Consider the following 18,766-nt stretch of genomic DNA (forward strand, 5'->3'; position numbering starts at 1 on the left):
AACACTTCGCGATGCAAGAAGCCGGCCCGGCTCATTGCGCGAGTGATTTCATTTCCGCAGGTTCAGTTTCTGAAGTGTGTAGAGCGCTTCGAGCGCCTCCCTGGGGCTCATCGCATCGGGGTCGAGCGCAGCCAGCGCGGATTCTACGGCGCTGCTCGCGGGGGCTTCGGCCACCGGCGGCGGCGCGAACAGGTCGACCTGGGCGCGCGTTTGCGTCTGCTGCGCTTCCAGCGCCTCGAGTGCCTGGCGTGCGTGGTTGACCACGGCCGCCGGCATGCCGGCCAGCCGTGCCACCTGGATGCCGTAGCTCTTGCTGGCCGGGCCGGGCTGCATCTCGTGCAGGAACACGATGTCGCGGCCGGATTCGGTCGCGCTCACGTGCATGTTGACTGCCGCATGGTGCGTGGCCGGGAATTCGGTGAGTTCGAAGTAGTGCGTGGCGAACAGCGTGAAGGCCTTGGTGCGGTCGTGCAGCTGTGCCGCGATGCCGGCGGCCAGCGCAAGACCGTCGAAAGTACTCGTGCCTCGGCCGATCTCGTCCATCAACACCAGCGACTGCGCGCTCGCGCCGTGCAGGATCTGTGCGGCCTCGGTCATCTCCAGCATGAAGGTCGATTGCGCATTGGCCAGGTCGTCGGCCGCGCCGATGCGCGTGTGGATCGCGTCGATCGGCCCGAGGCGGCAGGCGGTAGCCGGCACGTACGAACCGATCGAGGCGAGCAGCACGACGATCGCCACCTGGCGCATGTAGGTCGACTTGCCGCCCATGTTCGGGCCGGTGATCACCTGCATGCGCTGCTGCGGGCCCATCTGCGTGTCGTTGGCAATGAAGCCTCCGGACGACTTCTCGGCCAGCCGCGCCTCCACCACCGGATGCCGGCCCTGCTGGATCTCGATGCAGGGGTGCGCCACGAAGGTCGGCGCGCGCCAGTTCAGCGTGTGGGCGCGCTCGGCCAGCGCGCACAGCGCGTCGAGCGTGGCCAGCGCGCCGGCCAGCCGCGTGAGCGCGGGCACGTGGGCTTGCAGTGCATCGAGCAGTTGCTCGTAAAGGAACTTCTCGCGTGCCAGTGCGCGATCCTGTGCCGACAGCGCCTTGTCTTCGAAGGTTTTCAGCTCGGGCGTGATGAAGCGCTCGGCGTTCTTCAGGGTCTGGCGCCGGCGGTAGTTGTCGGGCACCTTGGCCAGCGCGCTTTGCGTCACCTCGATGTAGAAACCGTGCACGCGGTTGAACTGCACGCGCAGGTTGGCGATGCCGGTGCGCTCGCGCTCCTGGATTTCGAGCTTGAGCAGGAAGTCGTCGCAGTTGTCGCTGATGGCGCGCAGCTCGTCGAGATCGGCGTCGTGGCCGGTCGCGATCACGCCGCCGTCGCGCACCAGCGCCGAGGGGTCGGCCTTGATCGCGCTGGCGAGCAGCTCGGCACAGCCGGGCGGCGCCGCGAAGTCGCTCGAAACCCGGGCCAGCAATGCGGCAGACGCCGGCAGGGCGGGCGCGAGCTGCTCCGATTTGGACAGCGCCAGCCGCAACGCCACGAGTTCGCGCGGCCGCACCTGCCGCAGCGCGATGCGCGCCGCGATGCGTTCGACGTCGCTGGTGTTCTTGAGCTGCTCGCGCAGCGCGCGCCAGGGCAGCGCGGTGCTGCCGATCGGCGCGGTCTGCAATGCCGCGATGGCGCCCAGCCGCGCCTGCGCTTCGCCGCGATCGCGCTGCGGCGCCAGCAGCCAGCGCTTGAGCAGGCGGCTGCCCATGCCGGTCATGCAGGTGTCGAGCAGCGAGAACAGCGTGGGCGAATCCTCGCCCCGCAGCGTTTGCACCAGCTCGAGGTTGCGGCGCGTGGTCGGCGGCAGCTCGATCAGTTCGCCGTCGCGCTCGACCACCAGCCGCTGCAGGTGGGTGAGCGCACGGCCCTGCGTGTGTTCGGCGTAGCCGAGCAGGGCCGAGGCGGCGGCATGCGCGTTGGCCAGGCCCTCGGCATTCCAGGCGGCGAGGCTGGCGCTGGCCAGCTGCTCGCTGAGCTTGCGCTCGCCCAGCCCGCCATCGAACTGCCAGGCTGGCCGGATCGACAGCGTGAACGGCGACGAGGCCGTGCGTGCGGTCTTCAGGCGGTTTTCGAAAGCCGGCGTGACCTCTGCGCTGTAGAGCAGCTCGCTCGGCGCGATCCGGCCGATCCAGGCTTCGAGCGCATCGGCCGGGCACTCGGCCAGGTGCAGATCCGCGCCGGTCACGCTGAGCCAGGCCAGCCCGACGAAGTTGCGCGTGCCGGCATGCACGGCGAGCAGCAGCGACTCGCTGCGGTCGTTGAGCAACTCGGCATCGGTCAGCGTGCCGGGCGTTACCACGCGCACCACCTTGCGCTCGACCGGCCCCTTGCTTGCGCCGACTTCGCCGACCTGCTCGCAGATCGCGACCGACTCGCCCAGCTTGATGAGCCGGCCCAGGTAGGTATCGACCGCATGGAACGGCACGCCGCACATCACCACGGGCTGCCCGGCCGACTGGCCGCGCTGCGTGAGCGTAATGTCGAGCAGGCGCGCGGCCTTCTCGGCATCGGCCCAGAACAGCTCGTAGAAATCGCCCATCCGGTAGAACAGCAAGGTGTCCGGGTGGTCGGCCTTGAGGCCGAGATACTGCGCCATCATCGGGGTATGTCCGAGTTCGGCGGCTTTCGTAAGCTGTTGATCTGTCAGGGCTTTATTCATTAACCCGTTGATTCCATTTGAGAAAGTGTCAATGTGCGTGCTGCGCCTAGCCTTCTCGGCGCTTGCCTAAACCGACCTGCACTTGGCGCTTCGGCGTAGCTTTCTCGCCCTCAGCCTTGAAAAGTTACGCCGGCCCGGCGGACGGGCTTCTAGAAAGCTACGCCGCCAGGAGTGAGATCCATACGGTTCGATGCCAGAGCGGCGAAGCTGCTGAAGCCCGGCGAGCACATTATGTTGGACGGCTGCCCCGGCCTGCGCCTAGTGGCGAGTGAAAGCCGGCGCAGCTGGATCTATCGCTACAAGTCACCTGTCGACGGCCGGATACGGCAAATTGCGATCAGCCAGTGGCCGGCCACCAGTCCGGCCGCGGCCGCGGTGGCGTGGGATCAGCTGAGAACGCAGCGCGACGCTGGCGTCGACCCCGCGCAGCAGAAGCGCCAGGCGCGCGTGGCGATCACGGCGCCGGCGCGCGAGGGCTATCGGTGCGCAACCTGGTCGATGACTATCCGCAGGGCCACATCGACGTGCACCGCAAGGCGAAGGGCGCAGCCGAGGTGCGCCGCATCTTCGACAAGCAGCTCGGCGAACTGGCCAGCGTGCAGGCGGCTGCACTCACGCGATCGCAGGCGATTGACTTCCTCGAAAAGCGCGCGGGCACGCCGGTGCAAACGGCCTTGCTGAGGCAGGAGCTCGGTGCCGGGTGGGACTACGCACTCGACGCCGGCCGCTTGCCGGAGACCGCACCAAACTGGTGGCGCCTGATCATGCGCGGTCGGCTTCGCAGTAAGGGGCGGGTGTCACAAGGCAAGCATATCGGCGCGGTGAAGCGCGTGCTATCCGACGCGGAGCTCGGCACCCTAATCCGCTGGCTACCGAACTTCACCAGACTCGCCGATGACGCGCTGACGCTCTACCTGTGGACCGCGGCGCGCGGCGCCGAGATCCTGGCCATGCATGCGAGCGAGATCACCGACGAGGTTGACGGCCTCTGGTGGACGGTGCCGTGGCGCAGTACGACTGGGCATCGCTCCTGTGCGCGCTGGCTGCCGGACTGCTCGACGGGGCTAGCCGGACGATCCTGACGCTGGTCGGCGAGAAGGAGATCGTCGGCAACATCCGCCTGGTGCTGATGAAGGATCTGGTGGTCGCCATGATCGGCAGCGGCTTCGCCTACATCGCCATCCAGGGCTACAACAGCATCGCGGGCGCGGTGACCATCATCACGCTCCCGGCCATCGCTCGAGACTTCCGAATCCTTGTCATCGTCGTGGCTGGCGCCTCCCGTGGCCGCTGGCTCGGCGTGGTCGACCGTTTCGCCACTGACGCCCTCGCAAACGCCCGCCAGAAGTTGCGCGGCGGTGCGGCCGAGGATCCGCCCTCTATCAGGGCTCCATTGGAGAGCAAGTAATGGACGCACAAACCCTCGCCAAGTGCACAGGCGCCACGCTCCAGGACGCGGAGGTCTACGCGCAGCCATTGACCGCGGCAATGGATCGATTCCACATCGACACGCCGAAGCGGCAGGCGGCATTCCTCGCTACCATCGCAATCGAGTCGATGAATCTCACGAAGGTGGAAGAGGGCCTGTACTACAAGGACGCCGCGCGCCTAGCCAAGATCTACCCGCGCGCATTCAAGAGCGCTGCCGACGCCGAACCGTTCGCACGTAACCCGCAGGCACTCGGCAAACTCCTGTATCAGGGGTACTGGGGCCGCGGCTTCATTCAGCTGACTTGGGAGAAGAACTACCGTGCCGCTGGCGATGCGTTGGGCTTCGACTACATCAATCAGCCCAGCCTCGTGCTTGAGCCGCAGCACGCAGCGCTCACGGCTGGTTGGTTCTGGGATGACGCCAACTGCAATGCACCAGCCGACGATGGAGACATGCGCGGCATGACGCTCCGGGTCAACGGAAAGGCTCTGATGCACCTGGACGAACGCACGGCGCAGTTCCTGAAGAATGTGGCGGTGCTTTCGTGATGGCGCTCATGTCGCCGAAGGTCTGGATCGCTCTGGCCTTCGCCGGACTGCTGGCGATCATCGGGCTCCAGCAAGTCCGCGTGAGCAATGCGCGCGCATCCGAAGCAGCCGCACGCGCATCCCTGGCAGCAGACCGCGCCACCTACGCGCAGGCCGCCCAAGTCGCCGAGCAAGCCGCTCGAGCCGAAGAATCCCGCCGCGAGGCAGAAAAGCAGGAGGTCATCAATGCCGCTCGTAAACAAACCCAGGTCGCCATGGCTGCTGCTCGCACTGCCGATGCTGCTGCTGTCGGGCTGCGCGACCAGCTTGCCCGCTATGTCGCCGCCATTCGCGGCACCACCAAGGATTCCGGCACTCCCAGCGGAAGCCCGAGCAAGTCTGATTCCGATCCCATTGAGTTGCTTGCCAAGCTGTACAGCGAATCAGACAGCCGAGCGGCAGAAGTCGGGCTATTTGCTGACCGGCTCAGGATCGCAGCACAAGCCTGCGAGCGGAGCTACGACCGATTACAGCCTGCCCCAGGGCCGGCCGCTGCCGAAGCCGAGAAGTGATCAACCCTCAAACCGGGAGTCCACAGTGACCGAAATCCGTCCCCTCGTCATCGCCATGCGCGAAGCGATTTCTACTTTCGACGCCACGCTCGTGCGAGTCCTTGCGGAGACGGAAGCGCCCGTGCCCGCTCCACCGGCGCCAGTCCCCCCGCCGCCCGCACCAGTCCCGCCGCCTCCTCCCGCTCCGCAGTTGCCGCAAGGCCCTGCCGCTGGCGTCAAGCTCGCCGACGAGCACGGCAGCTTCATCGTCGCCGGGCCGACCATGGTGCAGTACGGCATCCCTGGCCGAATGAGCGCGCCCAAGATGATTCTCTCTGGCGGCACGGCAAGCAATGACTTCTTCGGCGGCGACCCCGCTCCCATGACGCCTGGCAAAGCCGTGTACTCCCTTGGCCCGGTGATCCCCGACCCGCGCGTGCAGGTTCCAGACCCGACCCCAATGCCGAAGGGCGACGCCATCACCAGCATCGCCGGGGCTGTCCTGTCCGATCGGTACAAGGCCATGGCGGACAAGCTCCACACCGCCGAAGGCATGGCCTACCTCAAGGGCCTGCCGTCCACTTTGGCAAGTGTGCCGACCTACAAAGAGTCGGCGCACACCCGGTTTACCAAGGCGCAGCAGATCCCGGCTGGCGAGACCGACCGCACGACGTGGGAGAAGGGCGGTCCGGCCGTCGACGACTCGGGCAACTACTACTCGAACACGGCGAACGCGATCTTCGACGCGGACGATGCGAACCACCCGGGCGTGAACAACTTCCAGATGACCGCAGGCGGAAATGCTAGTTTCACCACGGCGCCGCAGATCTCGTGGATCGATGCCGAGGGTGAGCGTGACGGCAACATGCGCAGCGCCGCACCGTGGCACGGGCCGTTGAATCCTCGCAAGCCGATAGCCATGAGCCATGCGTTCGGCCGGCCGGGCTGGAACATGCAAAGCATGGTGGTCTTTGCGGACGGCTTGATTGCCAACGCGCGTGGCATGAACAACGCGCAGAACGCGGCAGCCGATCGTCTGAAGTCGGGCCTGGTGCCAACCGACATCTACGTCACCAACTCCAGCGAGTTCGCGCTGGTGACGTGTTGGGACAAGGTGAACGTGAAGGGTGTCCTTGCCATCGTCGCGCTCGCCGGCATGCCCAACGGCTACACCCGCAACGGCATGGAAAATCTGGACGATTACTGGGGCGACTGGAAGCAGTTGTACCCCGGCCTCCAGAACCTGGGCAACTGGGCATTTGCGAAGGTGGTCGGCTACCTCGATCTGCCCGACATGAAAGCTCCGACCGGGGTGTTCGCCTCGACCGGCGTGCATCCGTACAACGGCTATGGCGGTTTGGAGCCTCAACGGGAAAAACTCAACCTGGACAACGCAGCAGACCGGGCTCGGTTCGCGGACGGTGGCACCCATGAGCGCGGCATCGCGAAGGTGGGCGTGGCGGTCGTGATCAGCAAGTCGGAGCGCAAGGCAATCTTCATCGACCTGAAGCCGCTCTTTGCCTACTACCGGAAGATGTACTTTGGCACCGAGGCGAACTACGCCAAGACCAAGACGAAGGGCAACGCCGCGGGCCAGTGGCCGCTGACCTTCATCGAGGCTCCCGAGCAGATCCCGATCGTGCTCAAGACGGTCACGTTCAGCAACCCGCCGACCGTGGTGCGGATGACCCTATGGTCGCCCTACGCCGCACAAGGCCAGAAGCCCCGGGCATGGATCGCGACCGAAGAAGGCACGATCCACACCTACGAGATGGCCTCATGGACGCCAACGGCCGCGCAGATCGTGAACACCGGGTTCAAGGTTCGAACGGGAGCCAATCCGGTGTATCTGGGCTATATCCGATCGACGATCAACGTGGCGGGTGCTACCGAGTTCTCCGAGAAATTACTGGTCGTGTCGCGCGCTCGCCGCTCAGTGCAGTGGGTGAACCTCTACACCGGAAAGATCGAGCGCGAGTTCCAGGACAGCCGCGTGGTTGATCCGGTGGGGGTTGATGACAGCGAGGCGAACGGATCGTTCGTTCCAGTCATGTCCATTGCGGACTACACCGGCCGTGCCGTGCATAACGTCCAGTACGGCGTGATCGAGGGCAACCCGCAGTTCGGGGTGTGCCAACCTGGTACGAACATGACCAACGCGCGCTGCTATCCAGCGGCAGTCAGCGGCCGGCGTGCTGACTTCGAATACTCGGGCAAGTTGGCAGTGCCTGGGAAAGTACGAGCGGTGCTGGGCAGCAACGTGCCCTGAAGCTGGCCGACCGAAAAAGCGCTAGTAGCACTTATTTTGCTGGCGGCTTCGCCGCAACGAGCCGAACTGGGAATCGGGCAAGAACGTCTGGTGGCGATTCGCTCGAGCGGACGGCGCGCCGTGGGGCCTGGCCGGCCTGTGGAACATCTGGACGGACAAGACGACCGGCGAGGTGCACGAAAGCTACACGATGCTCACGCTCAACGCCGACGCGCATCCGCTGATGCGGCGTATGCACAAGCCCGACGCGAAGCTCGGCCCGGATCAGCAGGACAAGCGCAGCGTGATCCCGATCGAGTGGGGCGACGTCGACCTATGGCTCGCCGGCACCATCGACGAGGCGAAGGCGCTGTTGAAGCTCACGCCGGTCGAGGTGTTCGATGCCAGGCCGATGGCGAGGGTGGAGGGCTGACTCGCCCGTCGCCATCGCGCCCGGCGACAGCCTCTTCAACGGCTTAGCGGTGTCGCTTTTGGAGGCACAGCAGCGGGGAGGCCCGCCTGCCAAGCATTCGCGGCGATACGCACAAGCTTTTCCACAATGTTGTCCACCGTCCCGGTGGAGAACTTTCCCTCTATAGTCGCGTGCCAAGACGGCGCTGTCGAGCGGGTTGTACACATTTTGTAATACCTGTCAGCGACATCAGGGCGCCCGTCACCGGGCATGTCGGGCTCGAAATGACCACCGGGTGTTCCTGGAAAGCGCGTTCCGGCCCTCCGTGGTGATGGCAGTCACGACAGCGCGCCCCATGCGCCGCTCCCCAGCACGTAGCAACACCGGCTGCGCTTCGACCTGCGCTTCCACCAGCAACGCGCTGCGCAGCGCGAGTACCCGTTCGACGACCTCCTCGCCAACGCACACCACCGGCAACGGGCGACCAGCCAGAAATTCCAACAACTGGTAATACTCAGCCATGCGGAGGCTTCGGGGCGTGGTCTTCTTTCTCATGCGGGGGGCCCCATGGACGCGTTGGGATTGCAGTTGCTCAGGAGTTCCGGACGCCTTCATGGCCAAGCCTTGGGTCACCATCCTCAAGATAGATTCACCCTACGCCGATGTCGTCACTCAGTCGTCGGACAAACGCCTGACCTCCAGGCGCCGGTGCTCGCCGCCTTTTCCGATGCGAACTTGAACCTTTGCCTGTCGGGAATGCATGCGCCGTGTTGCGCATTCTTCTGACAGTAAATTTCCCGTGCGGTCGCGACGGTAGGGCTATGTCGTACCTCCCAAAACTCAAGCCGATGCTGTTCGACGAGCGGCCCTTCGACTTCGGGGAACCGGGTTGGATATACGAACTCAAGTTTGACGGCTACCGACTGTTGGCTGAGTTCGGCTCCGGCAAGGTGAAGCTGCGCACGCGCAACGGTGCGGACGCGACGCGGTGGTTTCCCGAACTCGGGCGCAGCCTGCAGGAGATTGAGGGCGGCCCCTTTGTCACCGATGGAGAGGTCTGTGTGCTGGACGAACTGGGCCGCAGTGACTTCGACAGGCTTCAGGATCGCGCGAGCCGCCGGCGCTGGTACGAGGGTGCTGACCCAGTCACTTATGCAGCGTTCGATCTGCTTGTCGACAAGGGCCAGGACATCACAGCCGCGCCGCTCCTCGAGCGCAAGGCCAAGCTGGCCGATCTGCTGACGCCACCGCTACCGAATATCCTGATGGTCGGCCACTTCGAGGAGGGCGGCGAAGACCTGTTCAAGACCGCGGTGCATACGCTCGAGCTTGAGGGGCTGGTTGCGAAGCGCATGGCCAGCATCTACACGCCGGGCTCGCGAACTCGCGACTGGGTGAAGGTGAAGCGCAAGGGCGCAATCCCGCTGCAACGCTTCCAGCGCGGATCGAAGAGCAAGGACATATCAATCGAACTGTAGGCCTCAACTACGCAACGCGTCCTTTTCGGCGGCGTGCGCAGCTCAACGCGATGCCATCGAGCTCGCCACTGGACTCAGCTACGTCAACCTGGTGCAGACGCCTGCACCGAGATGGCTACACGGCCGTCAGGCGCACTACAGCAGCTCCGTTGCGCGACCACTTCGGCGCTACTGTCTGAAGTGCCGAGGCATACGGATCGTGAAGGTTGTACCTTCGGCGTCGGTTGATTTCACCGCGATGCTGCCGCCGTGAGCCGTTGCAATCTGGCATGCGATGTACAAGCCGAGCCCTAGGCCGGACGACTGGGACACGCCACCGTGTTTCAAAGCGGTGCTGGCGAGGGGCCGAAAGAGCGCCGCGCGTTGGGCCTCGGGAATTGCAGGCCCTTCATTGTGAACGTCGAGTTGCACCTCGGTCTGCGTGCCGTTCAGTGTCACGCTAACTTCGCCGTCCGGGTCACCGTGGTGAAGCGCGTTGATGAGCAGGTTGATGAGCATCTGCGACACCCGCTTCGGATCCCACTCTCCATGCACCAGTCCGGCGGTGCTGCTACGCAGCCGGCACCCGGGGTGCGACGCCTCAACCTCCTCGATCGTTCTGGCACAAATCTGAGCCATATTCGCCGGCTCGCTCGTCACGGGTAACCCGGGGCCCAGGCGCACCAGTGTGAAGTCCAGCAGGTCACGGATCAGGCCATCCATGCGGCCAACGCTGTGCAGCGCCCGGGCTGCCACCTTCGTGGTGTTGGTATCGGTGGAATTGCTGCGCAGGACGTAGTGCAACCCGGTCGACAGCGCGTTCAGAGGGTCGCGCAGATCGTGGGCCAGCACGCCCAGGATCATGATGCGGGATTCGTCGAGCTTCACGGTATAGCGTGTGACCGAAATGCTGAGTGCTTGATCAATGGCTTCGTTGAAACGAGTCATCTCCTCCAGCGCTCCATTGGTCTGAGCGCCTCGGACGGCCCATTGGTGGAGCACGCTCGCCCGGATGGCACGGAACTCGGCCACTAGTTGATCCATCGTGAACTGGTCGCCAAACCGCGAGACTGCGTGCGCCTCGGCAGCCTGGGTGAGATGCGGCATGTTGTCCAACCGCAATCCCTGCGCCTTTTCGGCGCGCTCGTGCTCCGATTGCGGCATGCGCATGTCTTCGGCAACTGCGCGAAGCATCTCTTCCGCGTGGTCGCGGAGGGCTTTCTTGTCCAGATTGGCGAGCGGCATCAGGGAGCGGGCGAATGTCTCCCACTCTTGCAGGATCGGCTCTAAGTTGCCCTCGATGAACTCTCCCAGGCCGGGTAGGTGTACGTCTTTGGTCATACGATGGTCACCTCATTGGGGAAGCCAGCGTACCACTGAGGTCAGCTGAGCTCCATGGCTGCTGGAACGCGCTCCACCAGTTCGGGTGCCGAACTCCCGAGGGCAGGCGTGTCGCGAGCTCAATCTGAATCTATAGAGAGTGGCGGTCTGCCTCGGCGTTCTTGAGGCGCCAGGTTACAGTTTGTTCGAGCCAGCCTCCCTTGCTGCTCTGGCCGCATTGAAGGCGTCGAGTCTTTTTTGTGTGACATCTTCCATGATTGCGCGTGCTCGTTTCGTATCTGAGACGAGTAGCGACAGCTTTTGCTGCATCCATAAGGTGGCTGCCATAGACATCCCGCTGAAAACTACCAACAGGTATGGAATGGCTATTGGGGGAGTGAAAATTTGACCCATTGGGTCAATTCCCGGAAAGTGCTTGGCTAGCTCTACGTACGCGGGCAAACCTATCGCGACAGCTGCAAAAGTCAACACCAGGAGAAAGTACTGGACTACGCGGATGTGCGCCACGACCAACAAGGTTGGATCGTTGACCAAAAGGGTAGTCCGCGCGTCCCTTTTGCGGGCGTTCTCCGCAGCGATGGCGCGATATTTTCTGGAGCTAACTGCAAGTGCTGACGATAGCCAGTCTTTTGCATATGCGGAAATAATACCGAAAATGATGGTTAAAGCAACTGCGTTTAACCACCAGTCGAGCGTTGCGAACTGCGCAATGAATTTATCCACCTCATCGTCCTTTCTGAGCCTCTCGCATTCACCGATTTGGGCGTCTAGATCGGTGTCTTGAGTACTAGGATTTGTGTTAGAGCAATGCCCCAGTAAACCACTGTTCCTAGGCCTGCAAACAGGAGAAATACGATAAGTCTGTTCTGCCAGTTCGGGAGCCGTCGAACGTATCGCATGTCTAAACGATTCGCAACGTGCTGGTCACTTCGCACTAGCAACACGCCAGGCACCTGTGAGTCGACGGCGATCATCTCGAGGCGTAGTTCCTCCTTGGGGGCAAAGGAAGTGAATGTCAAAGTGAAGCGACCATCAGCACCCACGTGTTCCTGGGCAGGCCTCACGGGCCACAAGTTTAAAAACGGAGGCTTGTGATTGAACACAACTTCAACGTTCGTCGCTGTGTCACGTCCCGCGTTGACGATCACCATCGATGCGACGTGCAAGGTGCCCGACCGGGCCGGCTGCCCTGGTTCGCCGCCGATGCCTTGTATGAGGTGCGTAAAAGAATGCGGGCTCGTCCATATCAATTTCACTTTTGCTTTGATGCCGACGTTGAGCACCCAAGTTAGAAAGGGAACGAGCAATGCCACGATCTCTTTGCCGTATGTCTGCAAGTAGTACATCCTTGACCCTCGAAAATTGCGACCGCGGTTGCCCATGATCCAAATGAAAAAGCCCCGCCCCGTGAGGCGAGGCCTAAGCGTTGCGAACCGCTTACTTCTCGCCCCTCGGAGCCGGTTTCGGTGCGGGTGGCGACGAGTGCTTGATCGTCTCGACGACGTGCGTGCTCTTGTGCTGCTGGGCTTGCTTCACTGTGGTGAACTGACCGCTGCCGGCGTTCCGGCCAATCTTGCTAGTGCTCATGATGAGCCTTTCGGAAAAGTTTAAAAGGGCGCCGCCGAAGCGGCGCCGCTCGTTGCCCGACACGGTTCAGTGTCGGCACCGGCCTATGCCGGGCACAAGGCCACAGTGGGCCTATGCGAACAGACTGAGCTGTCCGGGAGGCGAGCGGTAGTGCCTGCAGACCTGCTCCCACTTCCCTTTGCGGAAGCGGTCGTAGGCGCGAACAAACACGCTCTTGAGGCGGTGGTGTGACATTTCTGCCCTCCTTTACCGTGAGCCAAAGGGTTTTGGCTTGCCCCACCCATCCCGGAGAAGTAAACTTCCGGCGTCCTAGCAGACCGATGCGTGGGTGTCGAGGGTTTCCCTTGATAACCTCGTACTCGAAAGGCTCGCGAAGTGTTGGAACCACTTCGTGAGCTTTTTTTTATTGCAGCTCGCCCTTCCGTGCCAACTCGCTGATGCGCACTCGCGCTGCGACGATGGACACACCAAAAACCCGCGAAATCTCCTCTGCCGATTGCAGGCCGAAGCGGCGGATCTGCTCGAGCGGCATCGTGAATTCGGCCCCGAAGAGATTCGCTTGGTACTCGCTATTGCTGTAGATGGGCACGTTCGCAACCGACAGTCGGTTGTACGTGCGGCTGTGTCCGAGAATCGCGTGACCAAGCTCATGCCCGATCGTGAAGACGGCGCGCTGGCCGCCATTAACCATCTCCCTGAAGACGGTGTCGCGGATGTAGATCGTGCGATCCTCTGGCACCCAGCAAGCTTCAACTTCGATTGGGACTGGCGCCGACTCCCGGTCAAACACGTCGTAGTAAATCGTGTAGTTGGTCAGAGTATCCAGCAGCTTCGGGATGTTGAGCCTTCCATGGGGGAGGCCCAACACTTTCCGAGCGTGCACTGCTGCAGAGCGAATGCCGGCCCTTGACTGCGGCGCAACTGGAAAACCTTGTGACAAAGGAACGTCCATTACTTGCCTCGCTTTCTGACGTTCAGCAAATGCGCGAAGTTGGCGATTTCTTTGTCGTCCAAATTCACGCGCGCAAAGCCAGCGACCAGCATCTGTTGCGCCGGCGAAAGACCCTCGATCGAAACACTGCAGTTCGCAACGTCAGCCAACTCGCCGAGACGAAGACTGACGCCGCGTTGAAGAAAATATTGCTCAATCCGACCAATCCAGTCGGCCGGGATTTTCTTGCGACCCATTTCCATTGCACTCAGGAAGCTTGGTGTCGTATTTAGGTGGTTGGCCATCGAGGCGAGAGTTTCGTCGGCGTCGATGCGCGCCTTGCGAACTGCCTTTCCGAACTCTGTGATTGCCATGGGGACTCCTTAAAGTGGTGGGGGTTTTCAGGCGGGACGAAAGATTTACGTTTATAGATGGTGGCGGTTGCGCGATCTTACCGCAGTTGACGTGTATCGCAACCGTTTTGGTTTACGAAAACGCCAAAAAAAGGACAGCTTGAAGCGTAGCTTTTAGCGTAGGTTTGGGAAGTGGGGCCGATTTCTCATTGGGGAACACGCCGCGCCATCATTGGCGTGTGAGGCGGGGCGTCAGCCGGTGCAATCGATGTCAACAGGCGTTCCGTTTTCTGGAGGATGCGCCGATTTTCCCCGACATTGGAAATGCGGCCGCCCGGCCACGTTCGGCCACGCTCAGGCGCGGATGCGCTCGCCCTGTTGCGCCACGAAAGCCTTGACCCGCCTGGCCAGGGCGGCGCTGCCGCCGACGGCCTTGACCGTCGCATAGGCCTGACCAACTACCGATTCCTCAACGGCCCGCATGACGTCCTCGGCGCGCGCGGCGTCCAGTCCGAAATGCGGCGCAGCTTCGCGTGCCAGCGCGAGGCTTGAGGCGTGTTGTCCGGGCAGTACGGCGAGTTCCTGATAGCCGGTGTGGCTGCCCAGTTGCGCGACCAGGTCGAACGCCGGCGCCAGCCGCCACAAGCCGTGCCCCTGGTGCAGCAGGCCGTGGTTCTTGACATGGTCGTCGCTGTTGCCGACGACGAGGTTGAAAACCAGACGCCGGAACAACTCGTGCACGTCCTGCTCGGGGCGTGCCGAAAGCCGTCGCAACACCTGCGCCAACTCCACATAACTGCCACCACTGGACTCGTAAGGCACATCGAGGACGGCAGACGCCGACAGGTAGTGAAACCGGTGCTCGTTGCCGATCGGCCCGGTGCGATCGAAGCGTTCGACCAGCAAGGCGTGGCCGATCGCCAGCGGCTGCAACAGGAACGGCGGCACCGTTATGCCACAAGCCATTGCCATGGCGAGCGTGGCGGCTTCGACAACTTCCATGTCGTGCTCGTCGCCGCGCGAGGCGAACTTGGCGATCTGGCGGCGTTCCTGGTGAACAAAGGTGGCTTTGGGCCTTGCTCCGCCAAGGCTGCCACCGCGCAGCAGTTGCTGCATGCGGGGTGTGACTTCCATGCCGGCCTCGATGCGCCGTGACGCCTCGGCCAGATCCTGGAGCGAGAGCAGGCCCGCAGCCGGCGCTGCAACGGCGATCGGCAGCGATTCGGAAAACACCATGGCGCCGACCCGATCCTCGTTGGTGAGCAGCAGCGCGTCCAGATCCGACAGCGCCTTGCCGTGTTGGACTTCAAGCACCTTGCGGCCCCAGCTGTCGGGCAGGGCGTCGCGCAGCGTGAGCGGCAGGGCGCCCCCGTCGCGGATGCGGCGTTCGGCCAGCACGAAGGGCGCGTCGCGCAAGGGCAGGTGGTCGGGGTTCAGCGGCCGGGCCCCGGGCTCCTGGAGGTATCGGCGGCCGTAGGCGAATTCGCCCGACTCCATCACGCCATGCCGGGCCAGCTTGAGCAGCCCGACCGGCTGCGTGTCGTCGCCGGTATGGCGCGCCAGACCGACGTAGACGGCGCGCTCCCGGGTGGATGCGTCAGAAGTCACGTTCGTTCTCGTCGATCACGCCGGGTGCCGTGCTGCCCGCCTTGCGCCGGACGCGGCGGTTGGCTGCCAAATCCGTCGGCGCCGGTGCCACGGTGTCCAGCGAATCGATCTCACCGAACAACCAGAGCGCATGGGCCAGCAGGCCGATGCTGGTGCCGGGCTTGCCGGCCTCCAGCGCGCGCCAGGTGGTGGGCGAACACAGCAAGCGCTCGGCCATGTCAGCCACGGTCCAGCCGCGCTGGAGCCGGTGCGCCCGCAGACGCGATCCGGTGCGTGCGAGTGCCGTTTGCGCTGGCGCGGGCAGGGCGGCGAGTGACGGGCTGTATTTGGACATCAATTAAATGGCTTTTAAACCACTTAATTGACAGTTTATTGGCTAAACAAGCTTTCGTCTAGCGCGCCTGCACTGGCGCGCGCAGCGGCCGTGGGGCGCTGGCTCAGTGCGCCAACCCGCGCCGGCGGCGCGCGACGCGAACGGCTTCGACCCATGTGTCGAGGTTGAAGCGCTGACCGGTTTCGGCGCTGCGTGCGGCCAGAACCTGGTGCAGGAAGATCCTGCGCACGTCGCCGGGGGTGCCGCAATGGCCGACGATGAGCTTTTTCTGCAGGTCGAGCTGCTGCACATGAAGCACGTTCTGAACCTTCCGCCCGCTGACATCGAGGTAGCGGATCTGCATGCGCGGCGTTTCGTCGACGATCGCATGCTCGCCTTCGCCCTGGATGAACCACTCGGGCAGGGTGTCGGGCGCGCTATCGGTGGCGCCGCTGCGCAGGCCGCCGCGCGTTGTCGGTATTTCGAGCGGCACGTGGCCCGACCGCACGCGGGCTGCGGCAATGCGACGCGTCTTTTCACGCTTCGTGGCGATCACGTGCCAACTCAAATAGAGAAGCGCCACCGTCAGCACCGAGGCCGCCGCGATCAATGTGACGAATTGCCATGTCTCAAGGTCGAGGTTCATGCTGGAACTCCGCTGATAGTTCTAAAGTATTCAGGTCGGATTCTCAGCATCCGTCAAACGATCGTCAACCCGGCCGAATGGCCAGCGTCGATCAACACCTCTTTGCTGTGACTTAATGCTGCGGCCGTCGGGCCGTGTCTTCAGGCTGACCGCGCCTCCATTTCGTGCGGGCGCGGGGCTTGACGCTCGGGGCTCGCGGACTTGGGGCTTGGGGCTTGGGCGGGCCGCTGGCGGCGGGTGGCCCCTTCCGCGAATGTCCCCCGGCCTGCGGCCTCCTCCTTTATTTCGCTGCAGGGGCCACCCACCACCAGCGGCCTTGGGCACGCTCTGCATGTTCAGCGCGAAACGGTCACATCGCTTCCAGGATCAGGGCGGTGGGGCACGCTGCGCAGCGAAATAAAGGAGGAGGCGCCGGCCGAAGGCCGGTGCCGGAGGACATTCGCGGAGCAGCGTGCCCCGCCGCCCTGATCCCGCCCCGGAACCGAAGCGCTCAGATCAACACAGGACTCCGTGAACGCAAGACCGTATCACTCGTCGTGCGAATCGTGCGTCGCAGCGGTGCCCCGGCGCCAGTAGCCCGAGGCCCGGATCCATTTCGGGTTGGCGCGGCAGTCGTTGACGAGATGCGCGCGCACCGCCTTGGCCGCCGCCGATTCGCAGCCGACCCATGCGTGGAAAGCACCGGTCGGCAGGGGCGTGTTGCGCAGCGCGGCCAGCAGCGGCGGCTCAGCGGTCGGGGCGGCATCGGCCTCGGCGCGATGCACCCACACCAGTTCGACCTGCGCCTGGCTCGCCAGCGCGACGCGGTCGGCGGGCCCGTCTACCTCCGCCAGCACCAGCGCGCGGGCACCCGCGGGCAGTTCGGCCAGGCGCCGCGCGATCGCGGGCAGGGCGGTGTCGTCGCCGACCAGCAGGTGCCAGTCGAAATCGGTCGGCACGATGAATGAGCCGCGCGGGCCGCCGATGCCGATGGCTTGGCCCGGCTGCGCCTGTTCGGCCCAGCGCGTGGCAGGGCCTGCCTCGTGCAGCGCGAAGTCGATCTCGAGCGTGCGTGCCAGGGCATCGAAGTGGCGCGGCGTGTAGTCGCGCATGAGGGGCTTGGCGCCCTCGGGCCAGACCGGCATGCCTTCGGGGCCGATGGCCGGCGTGGCGAGCAGGCCGGTGGTGGGGTCGGGCAACACCAGCTTCACGTGGTCGTCGAAGCCGAGGCTCACAAAGCCTTCGAGTGCCTCGCCGCCGAGCGTCACGCGCACCAGGTGCGGCGTGACGCGTTGCACCGTACGCACCTCGAGCTGGCGAAAGCGCAGCGGGTGCCGCACGCGCTGCGGCAGGCGGTCGGGATTGGTGGCGGTGCGTTCGAGCGTGTCTGTGGTCATTTTCAAATCTGTTCCAGTTGTTGGGCCGCGGCGTCCAGCACGGCGGCAAAGGCGCTGGCTTGCGCCGGGGTGAGGGGCTCGCGCGACAGGCGCATGCGCATCGCGAGCTTGAGGTTTTCGACGGCACGCATCACCTGCGGCGGGCGCCCGCCGCGCGGGCCTGCACCGTCGACGCCGCCGTTCATCCGCGCCAGCATGGCGTCGGCCGTTACGCGGTTTTCGGCCAGAAAGGTCTGGCCGGCTTCGGTGATGCTGTAGCGCTTGCGGCCGCCGGCATCGGCTTCGTCCACGCTCAGGTAGCCAAGCTCTTCGAGCAGCGTGAGCGTCGGGTAGACCGTGCCGGGGCTCGGGCTGTAGCTGCCGCCCAGGCGCTCCTCGATCGCCTTGATGAGCTCGTAGCCGTGGCTCGGCTTGTCGGCAATCAGTTGCAGCAGCACGAAGCGCAGGCCGCCGTGGCCGAACACCCGGCCACTGCCACCACCGCCCCGCATGCCGCCGCCGCTCAGGCCGTCGCCGTGTTCACCGCGCCGGGTGCAGCGTTCGAATCGCCTGAAATCACGCATTGAAAATCCTTCCGGGATGTATCTGATTGAATAAAGATATATCTAAATCAGATCTAAGTCAATGCCTAGTGATGTTGCGAGATTGGATCAGCTGGCGAGAAGCGCCAGCGTTCGAGGGTCGGGGATGCCGCCGAAATACTTCCGCAGACAGGCGTCGAACAGTTCGATGTCGGGTGCGGCCTGCGCAAAAAGCGTCATCGATGACCTGAATTTGAGATCGTCCGGCGTGCCGAAGAGTGTGTCGATCGGCACGCCCGTCGCTTCGAGCACCAGCGCACTGCAGGTTTCAAGGCGAGGCCCGAGCACGGGATGCCGGAGCAAGGCGCGCGCTTCGTCGAGCGATGCCAGGGCGTAGCGGCGGGCCATGGCGCTGTGGCCCAGCCCGTCGAGTTGGGGAAAGACGAACCACATCCAGTGGCTGCGTTTACGGCCGGCACGCAACTCGGCCAGCACCTGCTCGAACACCGGCGCCTGCGCATCGACAAAGCGTTGCAGGTCGACCGGGGCGGTCATCCGCGTCAGTTGCTGCGTCGGTGCGAAACAGCCGCGTCGATGGTGCCGAAAACCTCGACGCCGCTGGCACCCGAGCGGGTGCCGGCACCTTCGTTGCTGCCGGTCTGGCTGCGGGCTGTGGCGCCGCAGCCGGCGAGAAGGCAGAGGGCGGCGGCAAGGGTGGAGGCAAGCAGAAATTTCAAATCAACTCCTTCAGCGGGTTGGCAACAGC

21 protein-coding genes and 2 pseudogenes are annotated in these 18,766 nt (G+C 64.0%); 8 read left to right on the forward strand and 15 right to left on the reverse strand.

The features are described 5' to 3' along the window. Positions 1 to 48: 48 nt before the first annotated feature. Positions 49 to 2,697 (reverse strand): DNA mismatch repair protein MutS, encoded by a 2,649-nt coding sequence (gene mutS / locus ACSFA8_RS19090; protein WP_435481050.1) that lies wholly within the window; start codon positions 2,695 to 2,697, stop codon positions 49 to 51. A 171-nt stretch (positions 2,698 to 2,868) separates the two neighbouring features. Between mutS and ACSFA8_RS19095 the strand changes: the two are divergent. The 7 genes and pseudogenes from ACSFA8_RS19095 to ACSFA8_RS19125 all read left to right on the forward strand — a co-directional run. Further along, positions 2,869 to 3,129: pseudogene (locus ACSFA8_RS19095) on the forward strand (integrase arm-type DNA-binding domain-containing protein); the annotation flags it as partial. Positions 3,130 to 3,179: 50 nt separating this feature from the next. Beyond that, a complete protein-coding gene (locus ACSFA8_RS19100) occupies positions 3,180 to 3,779 on the forward strand; it encodes a hypothetical protein (protein WP_435481099.1) in 600 nt (199 codons plus the stop codon). Then, entirely contained in the window at positions 3,701 to 4,105 is a 405-nt protein-coding gene (locus tag ACSFA8_RS19105; RefSeq protein ID WP_435481051.1) for a hypothetical protein, read from the forward strand. The genes ACSFA8_RS19100 and ACSFA8_RS19105 overlap by 79 nt, the downstream gene beginning before the upstream one ends. Next, entirely contained in the window at positions 4,105 to 4,677 is a 573-nt protein-coding gene (locus tag ACSFA8_RS19110) for a glycoside hydrolase family 19 protein (protein WP_435481052.1), read from the forward strand. Before ACSFA8_RS19105 ends, ACSFA8_RS19110 begins: the two co-directional genes overlap by 1 nt. Continuing rightward, the gene (locus ACSFA8_RS19115) at positions 4,677 to 5,228 is read left to right on the forward strand and encodes a DUF2514 family protein (RefSeq protein WP_435481098.1); all 552 of its coding nucleotides are present in this window, start codon (positions 4,677 to 4,679) and stop codon (positions 5,226 to 5,228) included. The genes ACSFA8_RS19110 and ACSFA8_RS19115 overlap by 1 nt, the downstream gene beginning before the upstream one ends. Before the next feature lie 289 nt (positions 5,229 to 5,517). Next, a complete protein-coding gene (locus ACSFA8_RS19120; protein WP_435481053.1) occupies positions 5,518 to 7,476 on the forward strand; it encodes a hypothetical protein in 1,959 nt (652 codons plus the stop codon). A gap of 55 nt (positions 7,477 to 7,531) precedes the next feature. Next, positions 7,532 to 7,888: pseudogene (locus tag ACSFA8_RS19125) on the forward strand (SOS response-associated peptidase family protein); the annotation flags it as partial. Positions 7,889 to 8,128: 240 nt separating this feature from the next. On the opposite strand, the gene ACSFA8_RS19130 reads toward ACSFA8_RS19125, so the two are convergent. After that, a complete protein-coding gene (locus tag ACSFA8_RS19130; RefSeq protein ID WP_435481054.1) occupies positions 8,129 to 8,422 on the reverse strand; it encodes a hypothetical protein in 294 nt (97 codons plus the stop codon). 293 nt (positions 8,423 to 8,715) lie between these two features. Between ACSFA8_RS19130 and ACSFA8_RS19135 the strand changes: the two genes are divergently transcribed. Next, positions 8,716 to 9,345, forward strand: a complete 630-nt coding sequence (locus ACSFA8_RS19135; protein WP_435481055.1) for an ATP-dependent DNA ligase — start codon at positions 8,716 to 8,718, stop codon at positions 9,343 to 9,345. Between the two features lie 168 nt (positions 9,346 to 9,513). Here ACSFA8_RS19135 and ACSFA8_RS19140 read toward each other — a convergent pair whose 3' ends face one another. From ACSFA8_RS19140 to ACSFA8_RS19200, 13 genes are all read right to left on the reverse strand, one after another. Continuing rightward, positions 9,514 to 10,665, reverse strand: a complete 1,152-nt coding sequence (locus ACSFA8_RS19140) for a sensor histidine kinase (protein ID WP_435481056.1) — start codon at positions 10,663 to 10,665, stop codon at positions 9,514 to 9,516. A gap of 174 nt (positions 10,666 to 10,839) precedes the next feature. Beyond that, positions 10,840 to 11,388, reverse strand: coding sequence for a hypothetical protein (locus ACSFA8_RS19145; RefSeq protein ID WP_435481057.1), 549 nt, complete (start codon positions 11,386 to 11,388; stop codon positions 10,840 to 10,842). A 44-nt stretch (positions 11,389 to 11,432) separates the two neighbouring features. Further along, positions 11,433 to 12,002: a hypothetical protein gene (locus tag ACSFA8_RS19150; protein WP_435481058.1), complete on the reverse strand. Its 570-nt coding sequence runs from the start codon at positions 12,000 to 12,002 to the stop codon at positions 11,433 to 11,435. Positions 12,003 to 12,363: 361 nt separating this feature from the next. Beyond that, positions 12,364 to 12,486 (reverse strand): hypothetical protein, encoded by a 123-nt coding sequence (locus tag ACSFA8_RS19155; protein WP_435481059.1) that lies wholly within the window; start codon positions 12,484 to 12,486, stop codon positions 12,364 to 12,366. Between the two features lie 169 nt (positions 12,487 to 12,655). After that, a complete protein-coding gene (locus tag ACSFA8_RS19160; RefSeq protein ID WP_435481060.1) occupies positions 12,656 to 13,204 on the reverse strand; it encodes an ImmA/IrrE family metallo-endopeptidase in 549 nt (182 codons plus the stop codon). Then, complete coding sequence (locus tag ACSFA8_RS19165) at positions 13,204 to 13,557, reverse strand: helix-turn-helix domain-containing protein (protein ID WP_435481061.1); 354 nt, start codon at positions 13,555 to 13,557, stop codon at positions 13,204 to 13,206. Before ACSFA8_RS19165 ends, ACSFA8_RS19160 begins: the two co-directional genes overlap by 1 nt. Positions 13,558 to 13,890: 333 nt before the next feature. After that, positions 13,891 to 15,144 (reverse strand): type II toxin-antitoxin system HipA family toxin, encoded by a 1,254-nt coding sequence (locus tag ACSFA8_RS19170; RefSeq protein ID WP_435481062.1) that lies wholly within the window; start codon positions 15,142 to 15,144, stop codon positions 13,891 to 13,893. Then, positions 15,134 to 15,478: a helix-turn-helix domain-containing protein gene (locus ACSFA8_RS19175; protein ID WP_435481063.1), complete on the reverse strand. Its 345-nt coding sequence runs from the start codon at positions 15,476 to 15,478 to the stop codon at positions 15,134 to 15,136. The genes ACSFA8_RS19170 and ACSFA8_RS19175 overlap by 11 nt, the downstream gene beginning before the upstream one ends. A gap of 103 nt (positions 15,479 to 15,581) precedes the next feature. Beyond that, positions 15,582 to 16,103 carry a hypothetical protein gene (locus ACSFA8_RS19180; protein WP_435481064.1) on the reverse strand — a complete coding sequence of 174 codons (522 nt, stop codon included), beginning with the start codon at positions 16,101 to 16,103 and terminating at the stop codon, positions 15,582 to 15,584. Positions 16,104 to 16,630: 527 nt separating this feature from the next. Beyond that, entirely contained in the window at positions 16,631 to 17,479 is an 849-nt protein-coding gene (locus tag ACSFA8_RS19185; RefSeq protein WP_435481065.1) for a siderophore-interacting protein, read from the reverse strand. 2 nt (positions 17,480 to 17,481) lie between these two features. Then, a complete protein-coding gene (locus ACSFA8_RS19190; RefSeq protein WP_435481066.1) occupies positions 17,482 to 18,042 on the reverse strand; it encodes a PadR family transcriptional regulator in 561 nt (186 codons plus the stop codon). Positions 18,043 to 18,129: 87 nt separating this feature from the next. Then, positions 18,130 to 18,555 carry a DUF1810 domain-containing protein gene (locus ACSFA8_RS19195; protein ID WP_435481067.1) on the reverse strand — a complete coding sequence of 142 codons (426 nt, stop codon included), beginning with the start codon at positions 18,553 to 18,555 and terminating at the stop codon, positions 18,130 to 18,132. A 5-nt stretch (positions 18,556 to 18,560) separates the two neighbouring features. Then, complete coding sequence (locus ACSFA8_RS19200; protein ID WP_435481068.1) at positions 18,561 to 18,737, reverse strand: hypothetical protein; 177 nt, start codon at positions 18,735 to 18,737, stop codon at positions 18,561 to 18,563. Between the last annotated feature and the right edge of the window lie 29 nt (positions 18,738 to 18,766).

The sequence above is a fragment of the Variovorax nitratireducens genome, from assembly GCF_051216545.1.
Taxonomy (GTDB): Bacteria; Pseudomonadota; Gammaproteobacteria; order Burkholderiales; family Burkholderiaceae_C; genus Variovorax.

Bases quoted from the DNA above. Each gene is read 5' to 3' on its own strand.
- ACSFA8_RS19130 (WP_435481054.1), bottom strand. From the start codon at position 8,422: ATGAGAAAGAAGACCACGCCCCGAAGCCTCCGCATGGCTGAGTATTAC.
- ACSFA8_RS19180 (WP_435481064.1), bottom strand. From the start codon at position 16,103: ATGAACCTCGACCTTGAGACATGGCAATTCGTCACATTGATCGCGGCG.
- ACSFA8_RS19115 (WP_435481098.1), top strand. From the start codon at position 4,677: ATGGCGCTCATGTCGCCGAAGGTCTGGATCGCTCTGGCCTTCGCCGGA.
- ACSFA8_RS19110 (WP_435481052.1), top strand. From the start codon at position 4,105: ATGGACGCACAAACCCTCGCCAAGTGCACAGGCGCCACGCTCCAGGAC.
- ACSFA8_RS19185 (WP_435481065.1), bottom strand. From the start codon at position 17,479: ATGACCACAGACACGCTCGAACGCACCGCCACCAATCCCGACCGCCTG.
- ACSFA8_RS19120 (WP_435481053.1), top strand. From the start codon at position 5,518: ATGAGCGCGCCCAAGATGATTCTCTCTGGCGGCACGGCAAGCAATGAC.
- ACSFA8_RS19175 (WP_435481063.1), bottom strand. From the start codon at position 15,478: ATGTCCAAATACAGCCCGTCACTCGCCGCCCTGCCCGCGCCAGCGCAA.
- ACSFA8_RS19165 (WP_435481061.1), bottom strand. From the start codon at position 13,557: ATGGCAATCACAGAGTTCGGAAAGGCAGTTCGCAAGGCGCGCATCGAC.
- ACSFA8_RS19135 (WP_435481055.1), top strand. From the start codon at position 8,716: ATGCTGTTCGACGAGCGGCCCTTCGACTTCGGGGAACCGGGTTGGATA.
- ACSFA8_RS19160 (WP_435481060.1), bottom strand. From the start codon at position 13,204: ATGGACGTTCCTTTGTCACAAGGTTTTCCAGTTGCGCCGCAGTCAAGG.
- ACSFA8_RS19140 (WP_435481056.1), bottom strand. From the start codon at position 10,665: ATGACCAAAGACGTACACCTACCCGGCCTGGGAGAGTTCATCGAGGGC.
- ACSFA8_RS19195 (WP_435481067.1), bottom strand. From the start codon at position 18,555: ATGACCGCCCCGGTCGACCTGCAACGCTTTGTCGATGCGCAGGCGCCG.
- ACSFA8_RS19155 (WP_435481059.1), bottom strand. From the start codon at position 12,486: ATGTCACACCACCGCCTCAAGAGCGTGTTTGTTCGCGCCTACGACCGC.
- mutS (WP_435481050.1), bottom strand. From the start codon at position 2,697: ATGAATAAAGCCCTGACAGATCAACAGCTTACGAAAGCCGCCGAACTC.
- ACSFA8_RS19190 (WP_435481066.1), bottom strand. From the start codon at position 18,042: ATGCGTGATTTCAGGCGATTCGAACGCTGCACCCGGCGCGGTGAACAC.